The organism is Thermosipho sp. 1070 (assembly GCF_001682135.1).
GTDB lineage: Bacteria > Thermotogota > Thermotogae > Thermotogales > Fervidobacteriaceae > Thermosipho > Thermosipho affectus.
This window is the reverse complement of the sequence record NZ_CP007121.1, coordinates 137,283-150,817: the sequence shown is the minus strand read 5'-3', so window position 1 is coordinate 150,817 and position 13,535 is coordinate 137,283. Positions and strand designations below refer to the sequence as shown.

14 protein-coding genes are annotated in these 13,535 nt (G+C 32.0%); 9 read left to right on the top strand and 5 right to left on the bottom strand.

The features are described from left to right. Positions 1 to 9 precede the first annotated feature (9 nt). The 3 genes from Y592_RS00750 to Y592_RS00740 are packed head-to-tail and all read right to left on the bottom strand — an operon-like array spanning position 10 to position 3,295. Positions 10 to 1,314, bottom strand: coding sequence for a thymidine phosphorylase (locus Y592_RS00750; protein WP_075665177.1), 1,305 nt, complete (start codon positions 1,312 to 1,314; stop codon positions 10 to 12). After that, positions 1,301 to 2,572: a sensor histidine kinase gene (locus tag Y592_RS00745; RefSeq protein WP_075665176.1), complete on the bottom strand. Its 1,272-nt coding sequence runs from the start codon at positions 2,570 to 2,572 to the stop codon at positions 1,301 to 1,303. The genes Y592_RS00750 and Y592_RS00745 overlap by 14 nt, the downstream gene beginning before the upstream one ends. A gap of 3 nt (positions 2,573 to 2,575) precedes the next feature. Then, a complete protein-coding gene (locus Y592_RS00740; protein ID WP_075665175.1) occupies positions 2,576 to 3,295 on the bottom strand; it encodes a response regulator transcription factor in 720 nt (239 codons plus the stop codon). 150 nt (positions 3,296 to 3,445) lie between these two features. Here Y592_RS00740 and Y592_RS00735 point away from each other — a divergent pair, with 150 nt between their 5' ends. From Y592_RS00735 to Y592_RS00720, 4 genes are read left to right on the top strand one after another with little or no spacing between them, the layout of a single operon-like run. Then, on the top strand, positions 3,446 to 5,584 hold the full coding sequence (locus Y592_RS00735) for a sodium-translocating pyrophosphatase (protein ID WP_198927367.1): 2,139 nt from the start codon (positions 3,446 to 3,448) through the stop codon (positions 5,582 to 5,584). 12 nt (positions 5,585 to 5,596) lie between these two features. Further along, on the top strand, positions 5,597 to 6,334 hold the full coding sequence (locus tag Y592_RS00730) for an energy-coupling factor transporter transmembrane component T family protein (protein ID WP_075665174.1): 738 nt from the start codon (positions 5,597 to 5,599) through the stop codon (positions 6,332 to 6,334). A 50-nt stretch (positions 6,335 to 6,384) separates the two neighbouring features. Next, positions 6,385 to 7,119, top strand: a complete 735-nt coding sequence (gene fabG / locus Y592_RS00725) for a 3-oxoacyl-[acyl-carrier-protein] reductase (RefSeq protein ID WP_075665173.1) — start codon at positions 6,385 to 6,387, stop codon at positions 7,117 to 7,119. Between the two features lie 39 nt (positions 7,120 to 7,158). Next, the gene (locus Y592_RS00720) at positions 7,159 to 8,079 is read left to right on the top strand and encodes a 1-phosphofructokinase family hexose kinase (protein WP_075665172.1); all 921 of its coding nucleotides are present in this window, start codon (positions 7,159 to 7,161) and stop codon (positions 8,077 to 8,079) included. Here Y592_RS00720 and Y592_RS00715 read toward each other — a convergent pair. Both Y592_RS00715 and Y592_RS00710 read right to left on the bottom strand, forming a co-directional pair. Further along, the gene (locus tag Y592_RS00715; protein ID WP_075665171.1) at positions 8,050 to 9,057 is read right to left on the bottom strand and encodes an NAD-dependent epimerase/dehydratase family protein; all 1,008 of its coding nucleotides are present in this window, start codon (positions 9,055 to 9,057) and stop codon (positions 8,050 to 8,052) included. The two genes, Y592_RS00720 and Y592_RS00715, sit on opposite strands and share 30 nt — an antisense overlap. A 149-nt stretch (positions 9,058 to 9,206) precedes the next feature. Continuing rightward, positions 9,207 to 9,629, bottom strand: a complete 423-nt coding sequence (locus tag Y592_RS00710) for a MarR family winged helix-turn-helix transcriptional regulator (protein ID WP_075665170.1) — start codon at positions 9,627 to 9,629, stop codon at positions 9,207 to 9,209. A 51-nt stretch (positions 9,630 to 9,680) separates the two neighbouring features. Between Y592_RS00710 and Y592_RS00705 the strand changes: the two genes are divergently transcribed. The 5 genes from Y592_RS00705 to pstB all read left to right on the top strand — a co-directional run bounded on the left by Y592_RS00705 (position 9,681) and on the right by pstB (position 13,524). Next, positions 9,681 to 10,199, top strand: coding sequence for a GNAT family N-acetyltransferase (locus Y592_RS00705; protein ID WP_077286993.1), 519 nt, complete (start codon positions 9,681 to 9,683; stop codon positions 10,197 to 10,199). A gap of 87 nt (positions 10,200 to 10,286) precedes the next feature. Beyond that, entirely contained in the window at positions 10,287 to 11,108 is an 822-nt protein-coding gene (locus tag Y592_RS00700) for a phosphate ABC transporter substrate-binding protein PstS family protein (RefSeq protein ID WP_075665168.1), read from the top strand. Positions 11,109 to 11,118: 10 nt separating this feature from the next. Then, positions 11,119 to 11,976: a PstC family ABC transporter permease gene (locus Y592_RS00695; RefSeq protein ID WP_075665167.1), complete on the top strand. Its 858-nt coding sequence runs from the start codon at positions 11,119 to 11,121 to the stop codon at positions 11,974 to 11,976. Continuing rightward, a complete protein-coding gene (gene pstA / locus Y592_RS00690) occupies positions 11,969 to 12,781 on the top strand; it encodes a phosphate ABC transporter permease PstA (RefSeq protein ID WP_075665166.1) in 813 nt (270 codons plus the stop codon). The genes Y592_RS00695 and pstA overlap by 8 nt, the downstream gene beginning before the upstream one ends. Continuing rightward, on the top strand, positions 12,778 to 13,524 hold the full coding sequence (gene pstB, locus Y592_RS00685; protein WP_075665165.1) for a phosphate ABC transporter ATP-binding protein PstB: 747 nt from the start codon (positions 12,778 to 12,780) through the stop codon (positions 13,522 to 13,524). Before pstA ends, pstB begins: the two co-directional genes overlap by 4 nt. Positions 13,525 to 13,535: the final 11 nt, after the last annotated feature.

The window sequence follows — 13,535 nt, the reverse complement described above, 5'->3', positions numbered from 1 at the left end:
AAATTCACCTCACTTTACAATATCCAAAATAATATCGAGTTTTTGGACATCGCTGTCACCTATTGTATACGCATCGTTAAGAAGATTAAGGGCACTTTCCACATCACTATTTTCACTTATGTAAAGTTTTACTATTGTTTCACCTTTTGAGACCTTATCCCCGATTTTTTTTAAAAATTCTAGACCAACTGAATGATCAATTTTGTCTTCTTTTTTTACTCTTCCTGCGCCTAAATAATTACAAGCAACTCCTACTTTTTCCGTATTTATTTTTGATATATATCCGTCTTTGTTTGCCTTAAATTCTACAAAATTGTTGGAAATAGGTAATATATCTTTCGGTTTTTGTACTACATCTGGATTACCACCTTGTGCGATTATAAATTCTTTAAACTTATTTAAAGCGTCTCCGTTATTTAGAGAATCATACGCAAGTTTATAACATTTTTCATAAGAGTCTTTTCCAGCCAGATAACACATCCATGCGGATAAAGTAAGGCACAACTCAACGAATTTTTTATCTCCATTTCCTTTTAGGGTCTCAATTGCTTCGAGTACTTCCAAAGAATTTCCAGCAAAGAAACCAAGAGGTTCATCCATATTAGTCAAAACAGCAACGGCTTCTTTGTTGTGACTTTTTGCAATACCTACCATGGCATTGGCAAGTTCTCTTGCAGAATCAATGTCTTTCATAAATGCACCTGAACCTACCTTTACATCTAATACAAATGCATCAGCTCCACCAGCAAGTTTTTTACTCATAATACTTGAAGCAATTAAAGAGACTTCGTCTACTGTTGCCGTTGCATCACGTAAAGCGTATATCTTTTTATCTGCAGGTGCAAGATTTGCAGTTTGTCCTACAACAGCTATTTTGTATTTGTTTACATTTTCAAAAAACTCATCTAGTGTTAACGAAGTTTTAAATCCAGGTATTGATTCTAATTTGTCAATGGTACCTCCAGTATGGCCTAAAGCTCTACCTGACATTTTAGCGACTGGAACACCAAGTGATGCGACTATTGGGGCAACAACTAATGTTGTTTTATCACCTACACCACCTGTTGAATGTTTGTCCACTTTTTTTCCTTCTATTTTTGATAAATCTAACATATCACCAGATTTTGCCATTATTTCCGTCAAAATAGCCCTTTCTTCGTTGTTTAAGTGTTTGAAAAATATTGCCATCAAAAAGGCGGACATCTGATAATCTGGTATATCTTTATTTACATATCCCATTACCATGTATTCTATTTCTTCCTTATTAAGAGTTTCTCCATTTCTTTTTTTTAGAATAATATCATACGGTCTCATTTGTATTACCTCCCGTTGGTAAAGTAACGATAAACTTTGTTCCTACTCCTTCTTTACTTGAAAACTCAATTACACCATTGTGTTTTTCTACAATTGTTTTTACAATTGATAATCCAAGACCTGTTCCACCCATTTTTCTGCTTCTGGCTTTATCCACTCTGTAGAATCTTTCAAACAGCTTTTTTTGTGCTTTTTCAGGGATTCCAACGCCAGTATCCTTTATAATTAGTTTTATATTGTCATTTTCTTTGTATGCTTCAACAGTTACTTTTTTCTTTCCTTTTTCTTTTAGAGAAGTATATTTTACCGCATTATCAACTAGATTTAGTACCATCTGAGTTAGTCTATCTTTATCACCTATAAGTTCGATATTGTCTGGGTAGACAAACTCGACTTCAACTTTGTAATCTTTTGCCAATGGTTCTATTATATTTCTTACATGTTCAAGAATCTCGGTGAAGTTGATTTTTTCAAATACAAATTGAGTATTTCCAGATTCTAGTTTTTCAAGATCAAGTAAATCGTTGATTAATCTGGTCATTCTTGCGGCTTCAGATTCAATTATCGTTAAAAATCTTTTTATTAATTCCTTATCTTCAAGGGAATCATCAAGAAGTGCTTCTGCATATCCGTGAATTGAAGTAAGCGGTGTTCGAAGTTCATGAGAAACATTAGAAATAAATTCTTTTCTTACATTCTCCAAAACTCTTTCTTGTGTTACATCATGGAGTATTATAATATACCTTTCGTTATTTTGCTCCAGTGTAACAGGTACTATTTTTAATTCGTAATATCTTTTTTCACCATTGACAAAGAGGTTTATTTCTCCGGATTTCAGATCTTTTTTGCTTTGAACTTCTTCGAACATCTGATTTACGTAATAATCTTCAAAGACTTCGTATAGTTTTCTTCCTTCAACTCCAGGCCTTGTAATATTGCGAGCTTCAATATTTGCAAATGTAATAGTTCCATCTTTTTTCGCTATTATTATAGGATCAACTATATTATTTAAAATAGTCAAGTGGTTTTTTAGTGATAACTCTAGTTCATATATTTTTTCTTCTAAAGCCGTTATTTTCTTTCTAATTTTTTCTGAAATATAAAGAGGAGGAGAATTCCTATCCTCCTCTATCAATTTTTCTATTTTTTTCATGGAAATTTGTAGTATATCGTATTCTTTTTTTATTTTCTTTAATTTGTGTATTACAACAAAGAGAGACATTAATAGTACAAATATAGTAATTATCAAATAGAGCATTAATTATTCTTCCTTTCCAGGGTCTCTAAATTTGTACCCCTTCCCTCTAACTGTTACTATATATTTAGGATTCGAAGGATCTTCTTCTATTTTTGTTCTAAGCCTTCTTATGTGAACGTCAACAGTTCTTGTGTCACCAAAGTAATCATACCCCCAAAGTTTGTCTAAAAGTACGTTTCTGGAAAATACCTTCCCTTCGTTTTCGGCTAGAAATCTTAAAAGATCAAATTCCAACGGGGTTAAATTAACTTTTTTACCCTTTATTTTTACCTCATACTTATCTACATCAATTTCCAAATCTTTCGCAACTATCTTTTTTGGTTTTTCTTCTTTTACTTGAGTGGAAAGCTGCATTCTTCTAAATACAGCTTTGATTCTTGCAAGGAGTTCTCTAATACTAAATGGTTTTGTTATGTAATCATCTGCACCCAATTCTAAACCTAAGACTTTATCAAATTCCTCACCTTTAGCGCTTAAAAAGATTACAGGTGTAAATTTATGTTTCTCTTGACTTCTAATATTTCTTACAAATTCAAAGCCATCCATTCCAGGTAACATTATATCAACGAGAAACATATCCACATCTTTATCTTTAATCTCTTCAAGAGCTTTCTCAGCGTCTTCGACGGGTATAACATCATATCCTTCTTTTTCGAGCGTGAAACTAATTAATTCAAGAATTTCCGGTTGATCATCAATAACCATAACTTTCCTTTTTCCCATAGAAGGAACCTCCTCTCAAATTCAAATGTTAACTGATATCTTCTTGAAACATTATATCATATTTTTTAACAAATTGGAAATACTTGTACATAATTTTGGAACAAAACCTTGTTATAATTAAGTTAAGATTTGGTAAAAGGAGGGATGTTGATGGTTTATTTATTGATACCTATATTGGGGATAGGGCTTGCGTTATTAAATTTTTATTTTGTCACAAAAAAATCCGAGGGGAACGACAAAATGAAGGAGATTTCTCTTGCAATTAGAGAAGGTGCAGATGCGTTTATTTCACATGAATATGCAGTTGTTTTTAAAATATCTATACCCATTGCTATAATTCTTGGTTTTATAACTGCATGGTATGTATCAGTTTCCTTCTTGATTGGTGCGTTGATGAGTTCACTTGCAGGATTTATAGGGATGAAAATTGCAACTAGGGCAAATGTAAGAGTTTCAAATATTGCACGTGAAACACGTGATTTAAACAAAACATTAAAGCTTGCTTTCCAGGGTGGATCTGTTATGGGGTTGTCTGTTGCCTCTTTTGCACTACTGGGGCTTGGTATAGTCTTTTGGCTTTTTTCTTATCAACTTGATAAAGAAAATTTAGTGATTATAAAGAACTATTTGGGGATTAATTTTATACCATTTGCAATGACTGTTTCTGGATATTCTTTAGGGTGCTCCATAATTGCCATGTTTGATAGAGTGGGAGGAGGAGTTTATACAAAGGCTGCAGATATGGCAGCAGATTTAGTGGGAAAAACGGAGTTAAAATTACCGGAGGATGATCCAAGAAATCCAGCAACAATTGCGGATAATGTAGGAGATAATGTGGGAGATGTTGCAGGACTTGGTGCAGACTTGCTAGAAAGTTATGTGGGTTCAATACTATCTGCTATAGTTTTAGCATCTTATATTTTTACACTATCGGGTAATTTATACTATGAAACGGTAAAGAAGTTAATTTATTACCCGTTTTTGTATACTACTGTGGGGTTGATCGGGAGTATTTTTGGAATTTATTTTGTAATATTAAAGAAAGGATCTGGAAATCCACATAAAGATTTAAACAGTTCTTTGTTTTTATCTGCAATTTTAAGCTTGTTTGGAAATTTTCTTTTGACTAATTATTATTTGTCAGATGTAAAAAAATTGGAAATTTTTGGGTTTAGATTTGGAAAATTTTCACCATATTTTTCTTCAGTTTTAGGGGTCTTTGTAGGAATCATTATTGGATTATTGGCGGAATATTACACTTCAGATGACTTTAGGCCTACAAGGGAGTTGAGTTATAAATCAAAGCAGGGATCTGCAATTGTGATATCTGGTGGTTTGGCACTTGGTATGAAAAGTGTATTTTTACCCTCAATATTTTTATTTATAGCGATTTTGCTTGCAAATTATTTTTCAGGGCTATACGGTGTTGCAATGGCATCTATAGGTATGCTTTCCTTTGTTGCAACATCGGTTTCCGTTGATTCGTATGGGCCTATTGCGGATAACGCGGGTGGAATAAGTGAAATGGCAAAATTAGAGGAAGATGTTAGGAAGATTACGGATAAATTAGATATGGTTGGTAACACCACTGCCGCAATTGGTAAAGGATTTGCAATAGGTTCTGCTGCATTGGCTGCTTTGTCACTTTTTGCTTCGTATGTTTTTTCCCAAACATCTCCAGGTACGTTTTTTAATAACGTTTTTGATCTTTTGAATTTAAATATCATAAATGCTAAAACACTTTCGGGAGCTATTTTAGGAGCATCTTTACCGTTTATGTTTAGTGGGATTTTGATAGAGTCTGTTGTAAAAAGTTCAGGATTAATGGTAGATGAAATTAGACGTCAGGTTAAAGAAAGGCCAGGTATTTTGACAGGTGATGAAAAGCCCGATTATCAAACATGTGTTAAGATAAGTGCTGCAGGTGCAATTAAACAAATGAGCAAACCTATATTTATTGCAGTTCTTACGCCTATAATTTCTGGATTTTTACTTGGAACAGAGTTTGTCGGTGGTGTATTGGTTGGAACAACGTTAAGTGGTATAATGTTAGCGTTATTTAGTGCAAATGCCGGTGGTGCGTGGGATAACGCAAAGAAACATTTAGAACAGGGAAAAATTAAAGGACTTGAGAAAGGCTCAACAGAACACGATGCGCTTGTGATAGGAGATACAGTTGGTGACCCCTTAAAAGATACTGTTGGACCTAGTTTGGATATTTTGATAAAAATAATGGCTGTTATTTCATTAATTTTGGCTCCTTTATTTTTGGAATTTCACATTTTTTAATGGAGGAGTAATATGAAATTTGCTTTTGGAAGATATGTACCAGGAAATTCCATAATACACGCGTTAGATCCAAGAACAAAAATTATTTCTTCTTTTGTTTTAGTGTCAGCTGTTTTATTTGTACAAAATTTAACAGGGTATTTGATATTCTTTTTTGTGTTTTTGCTTATATCATTTTTGTCAAATATTAGATTTACTTTGTATTTGAGATCTGTGAAAAACATGTGGTTTTTAATATTATTTGCTTCAGTAGTGCAGTATTTTGTCAGTGGACTTGAAATGTCCATTTTTATAGCACTTAGACTTGTATTTGTTGTACTTTTTGCATCTTTTTTAACTTTTACTACTTCACCATTGTTGATTTCAAGAGGGTTATCTGATCTTTTAAAATTTTTTGGTGTAAAAAAAAGATACAGAGACGATTTTGGAATGATTATGACCATTTCTTTTAGATTTATTCCTATTTTGTTTGATGAGGTTGATAGAATAATTAAAGCGCAAATTGCAAGAGGGGCAAAATTTGACCAAAAAGGGCTAAAGTATAAACTTCAAGCGATAATTGTAATAATCGTCCCTCTTCTTGTTTCATCAATAAGAAAGGCAGAAGAAATTTCAATTGCATTGCAAGCAAGAAAATACGGGCTATTTGAGAGAAAAAGCTATTATAAATTATGTTGGAGTATTCGGGATACTTTATTTTTAATTTTTTCAATTTCTATTTTAATTTTTATTCTTGTATTTAAGTTATAGAGGTTGTATAATTAAAATGTTAAACAAGACTAACTTAAGGGGGTTAGAATATGAAATTAGAAGGAAAAGTTTGTATAATTACAGGTGCAGGTAGTGGAATAGGGAAAGTTGCCTCCTTGTTATTTGCAAAAGAAGGGGCAAAAGTGATAGCTTGTGATGTAGTTGAGGAAAATTTAAAAAAATTAAAGGAGGAAAATGAAAGTATTGATACTTATAAATTAGATGTTTGTGATAGAAGTGCAATTAAGAAAATGGTGGACGAAATAGTCGAAAAATACGGTAAAATAGATGTTTTAGTAAATAATGCTGGAATTACAAGAGATGCTTTATTGTTAAAGATGAAAGAAGAAGATTGGGATAAAGTAATAGATGTCAATTTAAAGGGTGTTTTTAACATGACACAGGCTGTTGCACCAATAATGTTAAAGAATGGAAAAGGAAGTATCATAAATACCTCATCAGTTGTGGGGGTATATGGAAATATAGGCCAAACAAATTACGCCGCAACAAAATCAGGTATAATTGGTATGACAAAGACATGGGCAAAAGAACTTGCAAGAAAAGGTGCACAAATTAGGGTAAATGCAGTAGCTCCCGGGTTTATTAAAACACCAATGACGGAAAAAGTTCCTGATAGAATAATACAAGCTTTAAATGAAAAAATACCTTTAAAAAGAATGGGAGAAGCAGAAGAAGTTGCAAAGGTTTATCTATTTTTAGCATCTGATGATTCCTCATACATTACAGGTCAAGTAATAGGAGTGGATGGTGGATTAGTAATTTAAGGCCAGATTTAATCTGGCCTTTTTGAAAGGGGTGAAATTTTGATTTTTACGCTTACGATGAATCCTTGTTTGGATAGGTATTTATACGTTGATAAATTAGTTTTAGATGATACAATTCGTGTAAAAAATGTTGTTGACTATCCAGCGGGAAAGGGTATAGATGTTTCAAGAGTAATTAAAGAACTTGGGGGAGTATCTGTTGCTATTTCATTACTTGGTGGTGAAACTGGGCGGAGAATTGAGGAAATGCTTGATAAAGAAGGGGTTATTTATAGTACTATAAGGGTAGAAGTTGAAACAAGGACTAATATAATAATGGAGACAAAAGAAGGACAGTATAGATTTAGTATGCCAGGTGAAAAGATTTCGAAAAAGAAACTACAAGTGATTCTTGAAGTTTTAAATGCAATTGTTAGAGAAGGTGATGTAATCATAATTTCAGGAAGCCTTCCAAAAGGAGTTTCACCAGATTTTTACACTGGAATAATATTTGCGTTAAAGCAATGGGGAGTATATGTATATTTTGATGCAGATGGTGAGAAGCTTAAGGCGGGACTTCTTGGAAATCCAGATGTTATAAAACCAAATGAACATGAATTTCAGAGACTTGTCGGAAAAAAATTAAAGAGTTTGGAAGATTTTAAAGTAGAAGGTAAGAAGATTTTGAAAAGGTTTAATTTAAAGGAAATTCTTTTAACCTTAGGTGGTAAGGGTGCTATGTTAGTTTCAGAAGATGAATGTTATTATGCAAAGCCTTTGGATGTAGAAGTGAAAAGTGCTGTGGGAGCAGGAGATTCCTTTTTGGCAGCTTATGTGTTAAAAAGAGAACTAGGAAGAAAGGAAGCTTTTAGATGGGCAAATGCCGCTGGGACTGCAGCTGTTATGACGCCTGGCACAGAATTATGTAAAAAAGAAGATGTAATTGATTTGTTAAACATGGTGGAAATAAGTGAAATTTAAAGAATTTCTTAGATAATTTTTAAACCATTCAAGTGTATCAAAGAGTGTCTCTTCAATTGGGCGAGGAGTGTAATTAATTTCTTTTTTTGCTTTTTTGTGTGAAAATTTGTAATTTCTAGTAAGTGTGTGGATTGAGTAAGGTGTAAAAAGAGGTTTTGTATTTGTAAAAAAACCATATGTTGCGGCAAGCCATGATATAAAATAGGCAAAGCGTGAGTTAATTGTTTTTGGGAATTTTTCTTTTTCTGTAATTTTGTTTAATAATTTTACAATCCTTTTTATTGAAATAGTCTCATTCCCTAAAATATAAAATTCCGATTTTTTTCCGTGGGTTATTAATTTTATAATTCCATTTGCGACATCCCTTACATCGACAAAGTCAAAGCTGCCATTTATTATGTATTTTAATTTTCCCTGTAAATAGTGTATAAAGAATTTTCCCATTTCAGATGGTTTAAAATCATATGGTCCAATAATACCTGTTGGGCATATTGTTATGATATCAAGGCCGGATTTTGCTGCATTTAAGACTTCAAGTGCAGCAAAAGCTTTTGATTTTCCGTAAATTCCAACGGTTTTTTTGGGATTTATTTCTATACTTTCATCAATTGTTGTACCTTTTTTAGGTTCTATAAAAGCGTGTACTGAACTAACGTAAATTATTTTTTTGTTAAGCCTTTTTCCAATATTTAATATGTTTTTTGTACCATTTATATTAACAGAAAAGACTTGTCTTTTTTTCCATGGAAGGATTGAAATAATTGCAGCAAGATGTATTATTATATTGGCATCCTCTGCTATGTTTTTTACCAAATTATAATCTCTAACATCACCTTTTATAATTTTCACATCTAAATCCATTAAACTTTCGCATTTATCACTTGGGTGAACAAGAGTTACAACTTTTTCACCATTACATATTAATTTCCTTATTAAGACATTCCCCAAATGTCCAGAACCACCTGTTATAAATACCATTTTTTTACCTTCTTAAATAGTTTATATTTTAGACTATTTATATTATAAACTATTTATAAAATAAAACAAAATTATTGGATAAGTTATTAAAGCCGATTATGAACAGTTATTTAAAAAATTTTTTGTTTTTGGTGTAAAATTAAGAAGAGTTATTTTTTGTAGATATTTCTAAGAAGTAGTTCAAATCCTTTATTTATAATTTCTAGTTCTTTATCTGGGATCTTTGAAATAGTAAAATCTATTATTTTGTAAAAATCCTTTGAAAAACTTTCAAAGAGCTTTTTACCATTATTGGTGGGGGAAATAAGTATGAGCCTTCTATCTTCACTTGAACGGTTTCGTTTAACCAATTTTTTATTTTCCAATTTGTCAATAAGTACGGTAATAGCACTTTTGGAAAGTCCCATTTTTTCAGAGCAATATTTCATAGATACAGGTGAGTTAAAATTGACGAATAAGAATAAGTAGAATTCATTTGTTGTCATCTTCGAAAAAGTGCTATTTTGTTGAAAAAACTGTGTAAAGTTGACTACTAAATTAAAAATTGATTCGAATATTTTTTTCTTATCCATTATTTTCCCCCTAAGTATATTATAACATTTTGTAAGAAAGGAGGAATATTTGTGTTAGATGGTAAAAAGGTTAGATTAAGGGAATACAGAAGGGAGGATTTAGAAAAAGCAAGAAATATGGTGAACAATGTTTTAAAATACACAATGCCCGGTATTCCATATCCTCTAAAGGTAGAAGATGAAATAAAATGGTATGAGGGTTTTAATGCTTTTTCTGATAACTATTCTTTTGCAATTGAGTTAAAAGAAAACAATGAGTATATAGGAGGATGTGGTGTTAATAAGGTAGATTGGAAGAATTCGGTGTGTGAACTTGGTATTTTTCTTGGAATGTCTTACTGGAATAAAGGATATGGAACAGAAGCAATGGAACTTTTAGTAGATTTTGTGTTTAAAGAAATGAATATTAATAAGATAAAGTTACATGTCTATTCTTTTAATCAAAGGGCTATAAGGAGTTATGAAAAACTTGGTTTTAAAAAAGAGGGAGTTTTAAGGGAAGAGTTATTTAGGGATGGAAAATATTGGGATGTAATTGTAATGGGACTTTTAAGAAGAGAATGGAAGTAATCTTAACATTTCTTAATATAATTTAAAATACTTTAAATAAATTTTTGAGAAAATCCTCCTGGAGACTAAAAACAGGAGGTGTTTTTTATGAGAAAGTTTCTTGTGTTAATTCTTTTTGTATTTACTGTGTTTTTATTTTCGGAAACTCTAGTGATAAAGGGTTCAAATACCATATTTCCTATCGCACAGCTTTGGATTGAGAAATTAAAAACGATTTATCCTGATCTTGAAATAACATTAGAAGGAGCAGGTTCATCTACGGGAATAGCAGCTTTATTTAACAAAACTGCGGATATAGCGAATGCAAGTAGATGGTTAAAGGAAAGTGAAATTGCAAAGATGCACAAAGAAGGAAGATATTTTATACCTATTGTTATAGGATATGATGGTATTGCCATAATTGTGAATAAAAATCTGAACTTAGAAAAAATATCGTTAAATACTTTAAAGAAGATATATACTGGAAAAATTAGATATTGGAATCAGGTTGATCCAAATTTACCTAAAAAACAAATACAGATATATTCAAGAAACACAGCATCTGGAACTTTTGAAACATTTGAAAAAATTGTTTTAAACAAAGAAAAGATGGCACCGTGGGTACGTATGGTTGAAAGTACAAGATTTGAATTGGAAACAGTTGAAAAGAATCCATATGCAATAGCATACGTTGGTATTGGATATGTTACAGATGATGTGAGAGTGTTAAAGGTTGAAGGTATTTTACCGACAAAAGAAAATATTTTAAATGGAGTTTATCCAATCTCAAGAGCACTTTATATGTTTTTGGATGCAACAAATGGATATCCAGATTCAGGAGCTATAAAAAAATACATTACATTTGGATTATCTAAAGAAGGACAAGAATTAGTTGAAAAAGCTGGATATGTAGCAGCATACGGATTTTAGGAGGAATTATATGAGAAATATAAAATATTATTTTCAGTTGACTTTAATATTTACATTTGCGCTGTTTTCCATTGCAGCGCTCATCTTTTTGATATTTTTCATAGTAAAGGAATCCTTGCCTGCAATTATACATTTAAAAATAAAACCTTTTATAAGTTTGTATTGGTATCCTACTTACGATCCACCAGAGTTTGGAATGCTTGCACTTATAGTGGATACATTGCTTGTTACTGTACTTTCTTCTGTGATTACCATTCCACTTGGTTATTTTATTTCCTTTTATTTGCATACATATGCAAGCGATAGAGAAAAACATATAATAAAATACATTATTTCAGTTTTATCTGGTGTTCCATCAGTAATTATTGGTGCAGCAATTTTAATATTTGTTTCTCCTATTTTACTTAATTTTGATATTTGGTCAACGGAAAATCTTTTTCTTGCTGTATTAGGGTTATCTTTCCTTTCGTTGCCTTATTCAGTATCATTAATGACAGATTCGTTAGAAGATGTACCTAGAGAGCTAGAAGAAAGTTCACTGGCACTTGGTGCAAGTAAATTTATTACAACACTAAAAATAACAACAAAGGCTTCTATAAATGGAATACTTAATGCTGCGGTATTAACTATAAATAGGGTTATTGGTGAGACAATGGTTGTGTTACTAGTTGGTGGTGGTGCGGCAATAATTCCCACTTCAATTTTTGATCCAATAAAACCTCTTACTGCGGCAATTGCAAGTGAAATTGGAGAAGCAGGTGTAAATAGTATGCATTATCATGCTTTGTTCCTTGCTGGTTTAATACTCTTGTGTATATCTTTAATACTTACTTATTATGCAAAGAAAAGGGGTAGAATAGATGGATAGGTTTATGAATTATTTTTTAAAGGTATTAACTTATTTTGTGGTTTTTTTAATATTAGCACTTATTATGTCTGTAATATTCGATGGTATAAGGTATTTTTCTTTAGATTTTTTTACTAAATATCCTTCAGATGGAATGAAAAAAGGAGGGATTTTTCCGGCGATCTTGGGAAGTTTTTATATAGTGACTGTGAGTGCAGCTTTTTCAATACCACTTGGGATTTTTACAGGCGTTTTTTTAGAAGAATATAAAAATAGTATTTTATCTAGGATAGTTGATTGGGCTGTAACTTCTTTGAGTGGACTTCCTTCAATTGTATTTGGACTTTTTGGATATGCTATGTTTTCCATTGCGTTGGGATTTGGAACAAGTGTTCTTTCTGCTTCACTTACTCTTTCTTTAATGACGTTGCCTGTTATTTCTTCTTCGGTTAAGGAGGCTTTATCAAGTTTACCAAATGAGTTGAAAGAATCAGCTTATGCGCTAGGTGCAAAGCAAAATGAGGTGATTTTTAAAGTTTTGATTCCTGCGGCAAGAACACGTATAGTTACTGCTTCTTTGATAGGTTTTGGTAGAACTTTAGGAGAAACCGCTCCAATCTTAATTACTGGTGCTGTTTTTTACGCAACTTCATTACCAAAAAACATCTTCTCTCCAGTTATGACTTTGCCCACACATATTTACTATCTTATAGCTGCATATGGAAAGAGTTCAATTTGGATGGCTAGCGCAAGTGCGGCGTTACTCCTGATTTTTGTTTTAATTTTATATTTTTTAGCTTTTAAAATTGGAGGTATCAAGAGATGATTGAAATAAAGGATTTTAGTGCATACTATGGCGATAAAAAGGTGGTAAAAGATGTAAGTTTTAATGTGGCAAAAAATAAAATTACCGCTATTATTGGACCATCTGGTTGTGGTAAGTCAACACTTTTGAGGAGTATCAATAGAATAAATGATACGATTCCTGGATTTAGAGTTGAAGGTCAAATATTATTTGAGGGAAAAGATATCTATAGAGAAATAGACGATATTACTATTTTGAGAAAGAAAATTGGAATGGTATTTCAAAAACCCGTACCTTTTCCTATGAGTATATATGATAACATTGCATTTGGATTGAAAATACATGGTATAAAAGGAAAGAATAAATTGGACGAAATAGTAGAGAAGTCTCTGAAGCAAGCAGCTCTATGGAATGAGGTAAAACATGAATTGAAAAAAAGCGCAAATGCTCTATCTGGAGGTCAACAACAAAGACTTTGTATTGCAAGAACTCTAGCTATCGAACCAGAGGTATTGCTTTTAGATGAGCCAACTTCTGCTTTGGATCCAATTGCTACTCAAAAGATAGAATCTCTATTGGAAAAGTTATCTGAAAGTTATACAATAGTAATAGTAACTCACAACCTTGCACAGGCAATAAGGATATCAGATTATATCGCTTTTCTGTACCAGGGAGAATTAGTGGAGTTTTCAGATACTTCTTCTATGGTGAAAAAGCCAAAATCGAAATTAACAGAAGCGTATTTGAATGGAAAAATAGGTTAAGGAGTGATAAG

Excerpts from the sequence above, each read along its gene's own strand:
- Y592_RS00695 (WP_075665167.1), top strand. The coding sequence starts at position 11,119 with ATGAGAAATATAAAATATTATTTTCAGTTGACTTTAATATTTACATTT.
- Y592_RS00715 (WP_075665171.1), bottom strand. The coding sequence starts at position 9,057 with ATGGTATTTATAACAGGTGGTTCTGGACATTTGGGGAATGTCTTAATA.
- pstB (WP_075665165.1), top strand. The coding sequence starts at position 12,778 with ATGATTGAAATAAAGGATTTTAGTGCATACTATGGCGATAAAAAGGTG.
- pstA (WP_075665166.1), top strand. The coding sequence starts at position 11,969 with ATGGATAGGTTTATGAATTATTTTTTAAAGGTATTAACTTATTTTGTG.
- Y592_RS00710 (WP_075665170.1), bottom strand. The coding sequence starts at position 9,629 with ATGGATAAGAAAAAAATATTCGAATCAATTTTTAATTTAGTAGTCAAC.
- Y592_RS00730 (WP_075665174.1), top strand. The coding sequence starts at position 5,597 with ATGAAATTTGCTTTTGGAAGATATGTACCAGGAAATTCCATAATACAC.
- fabG (WP_075665173.1), top strand. The coding sequence starts at position 6,385 with ATGAAATTAGAAGGAAAAGTTTGTATAATTACAGGTGCAGGTAGTGGA.
- Y592_RS00700 (WP_075665168.1), top strand. The coding sequence starts at position 10,287 with ATGAGAAAGTTTCTTGTGTTAATTCTTTTTGTATTTACTGTGTTTTTA.
- Y592_RS00740 (WP_075665175.1), bottom strand. The coding sequence starts at position 3,295 with ATGGGAAAAAGGAAAGTTATGGTTATTGATGATCAACCGGAAATTCTT.
- Y592_RS00750 (WP_075665177.1), bottom strand. The coding sequence starts at position 1,314 with ATGAGACCGTATGATATTATTCTAAAAAAAAGAAATGGAGAAACTCTT.
- Y592_RS00745 (WP_075665176.1), bottom strand. The coding sequence starts at position 2,572 with ATGCTCTATTTGATAATTACTATATTTGTACTATTAATGTCTCTCTTT.
- Y592_RS00735 (WP_198927367.1), top strand. The coding sequence starts at position 3,446 with ATGGTTTATTTATTGATACCTATATTGGGGATAGGGCTTGCGTTATTA.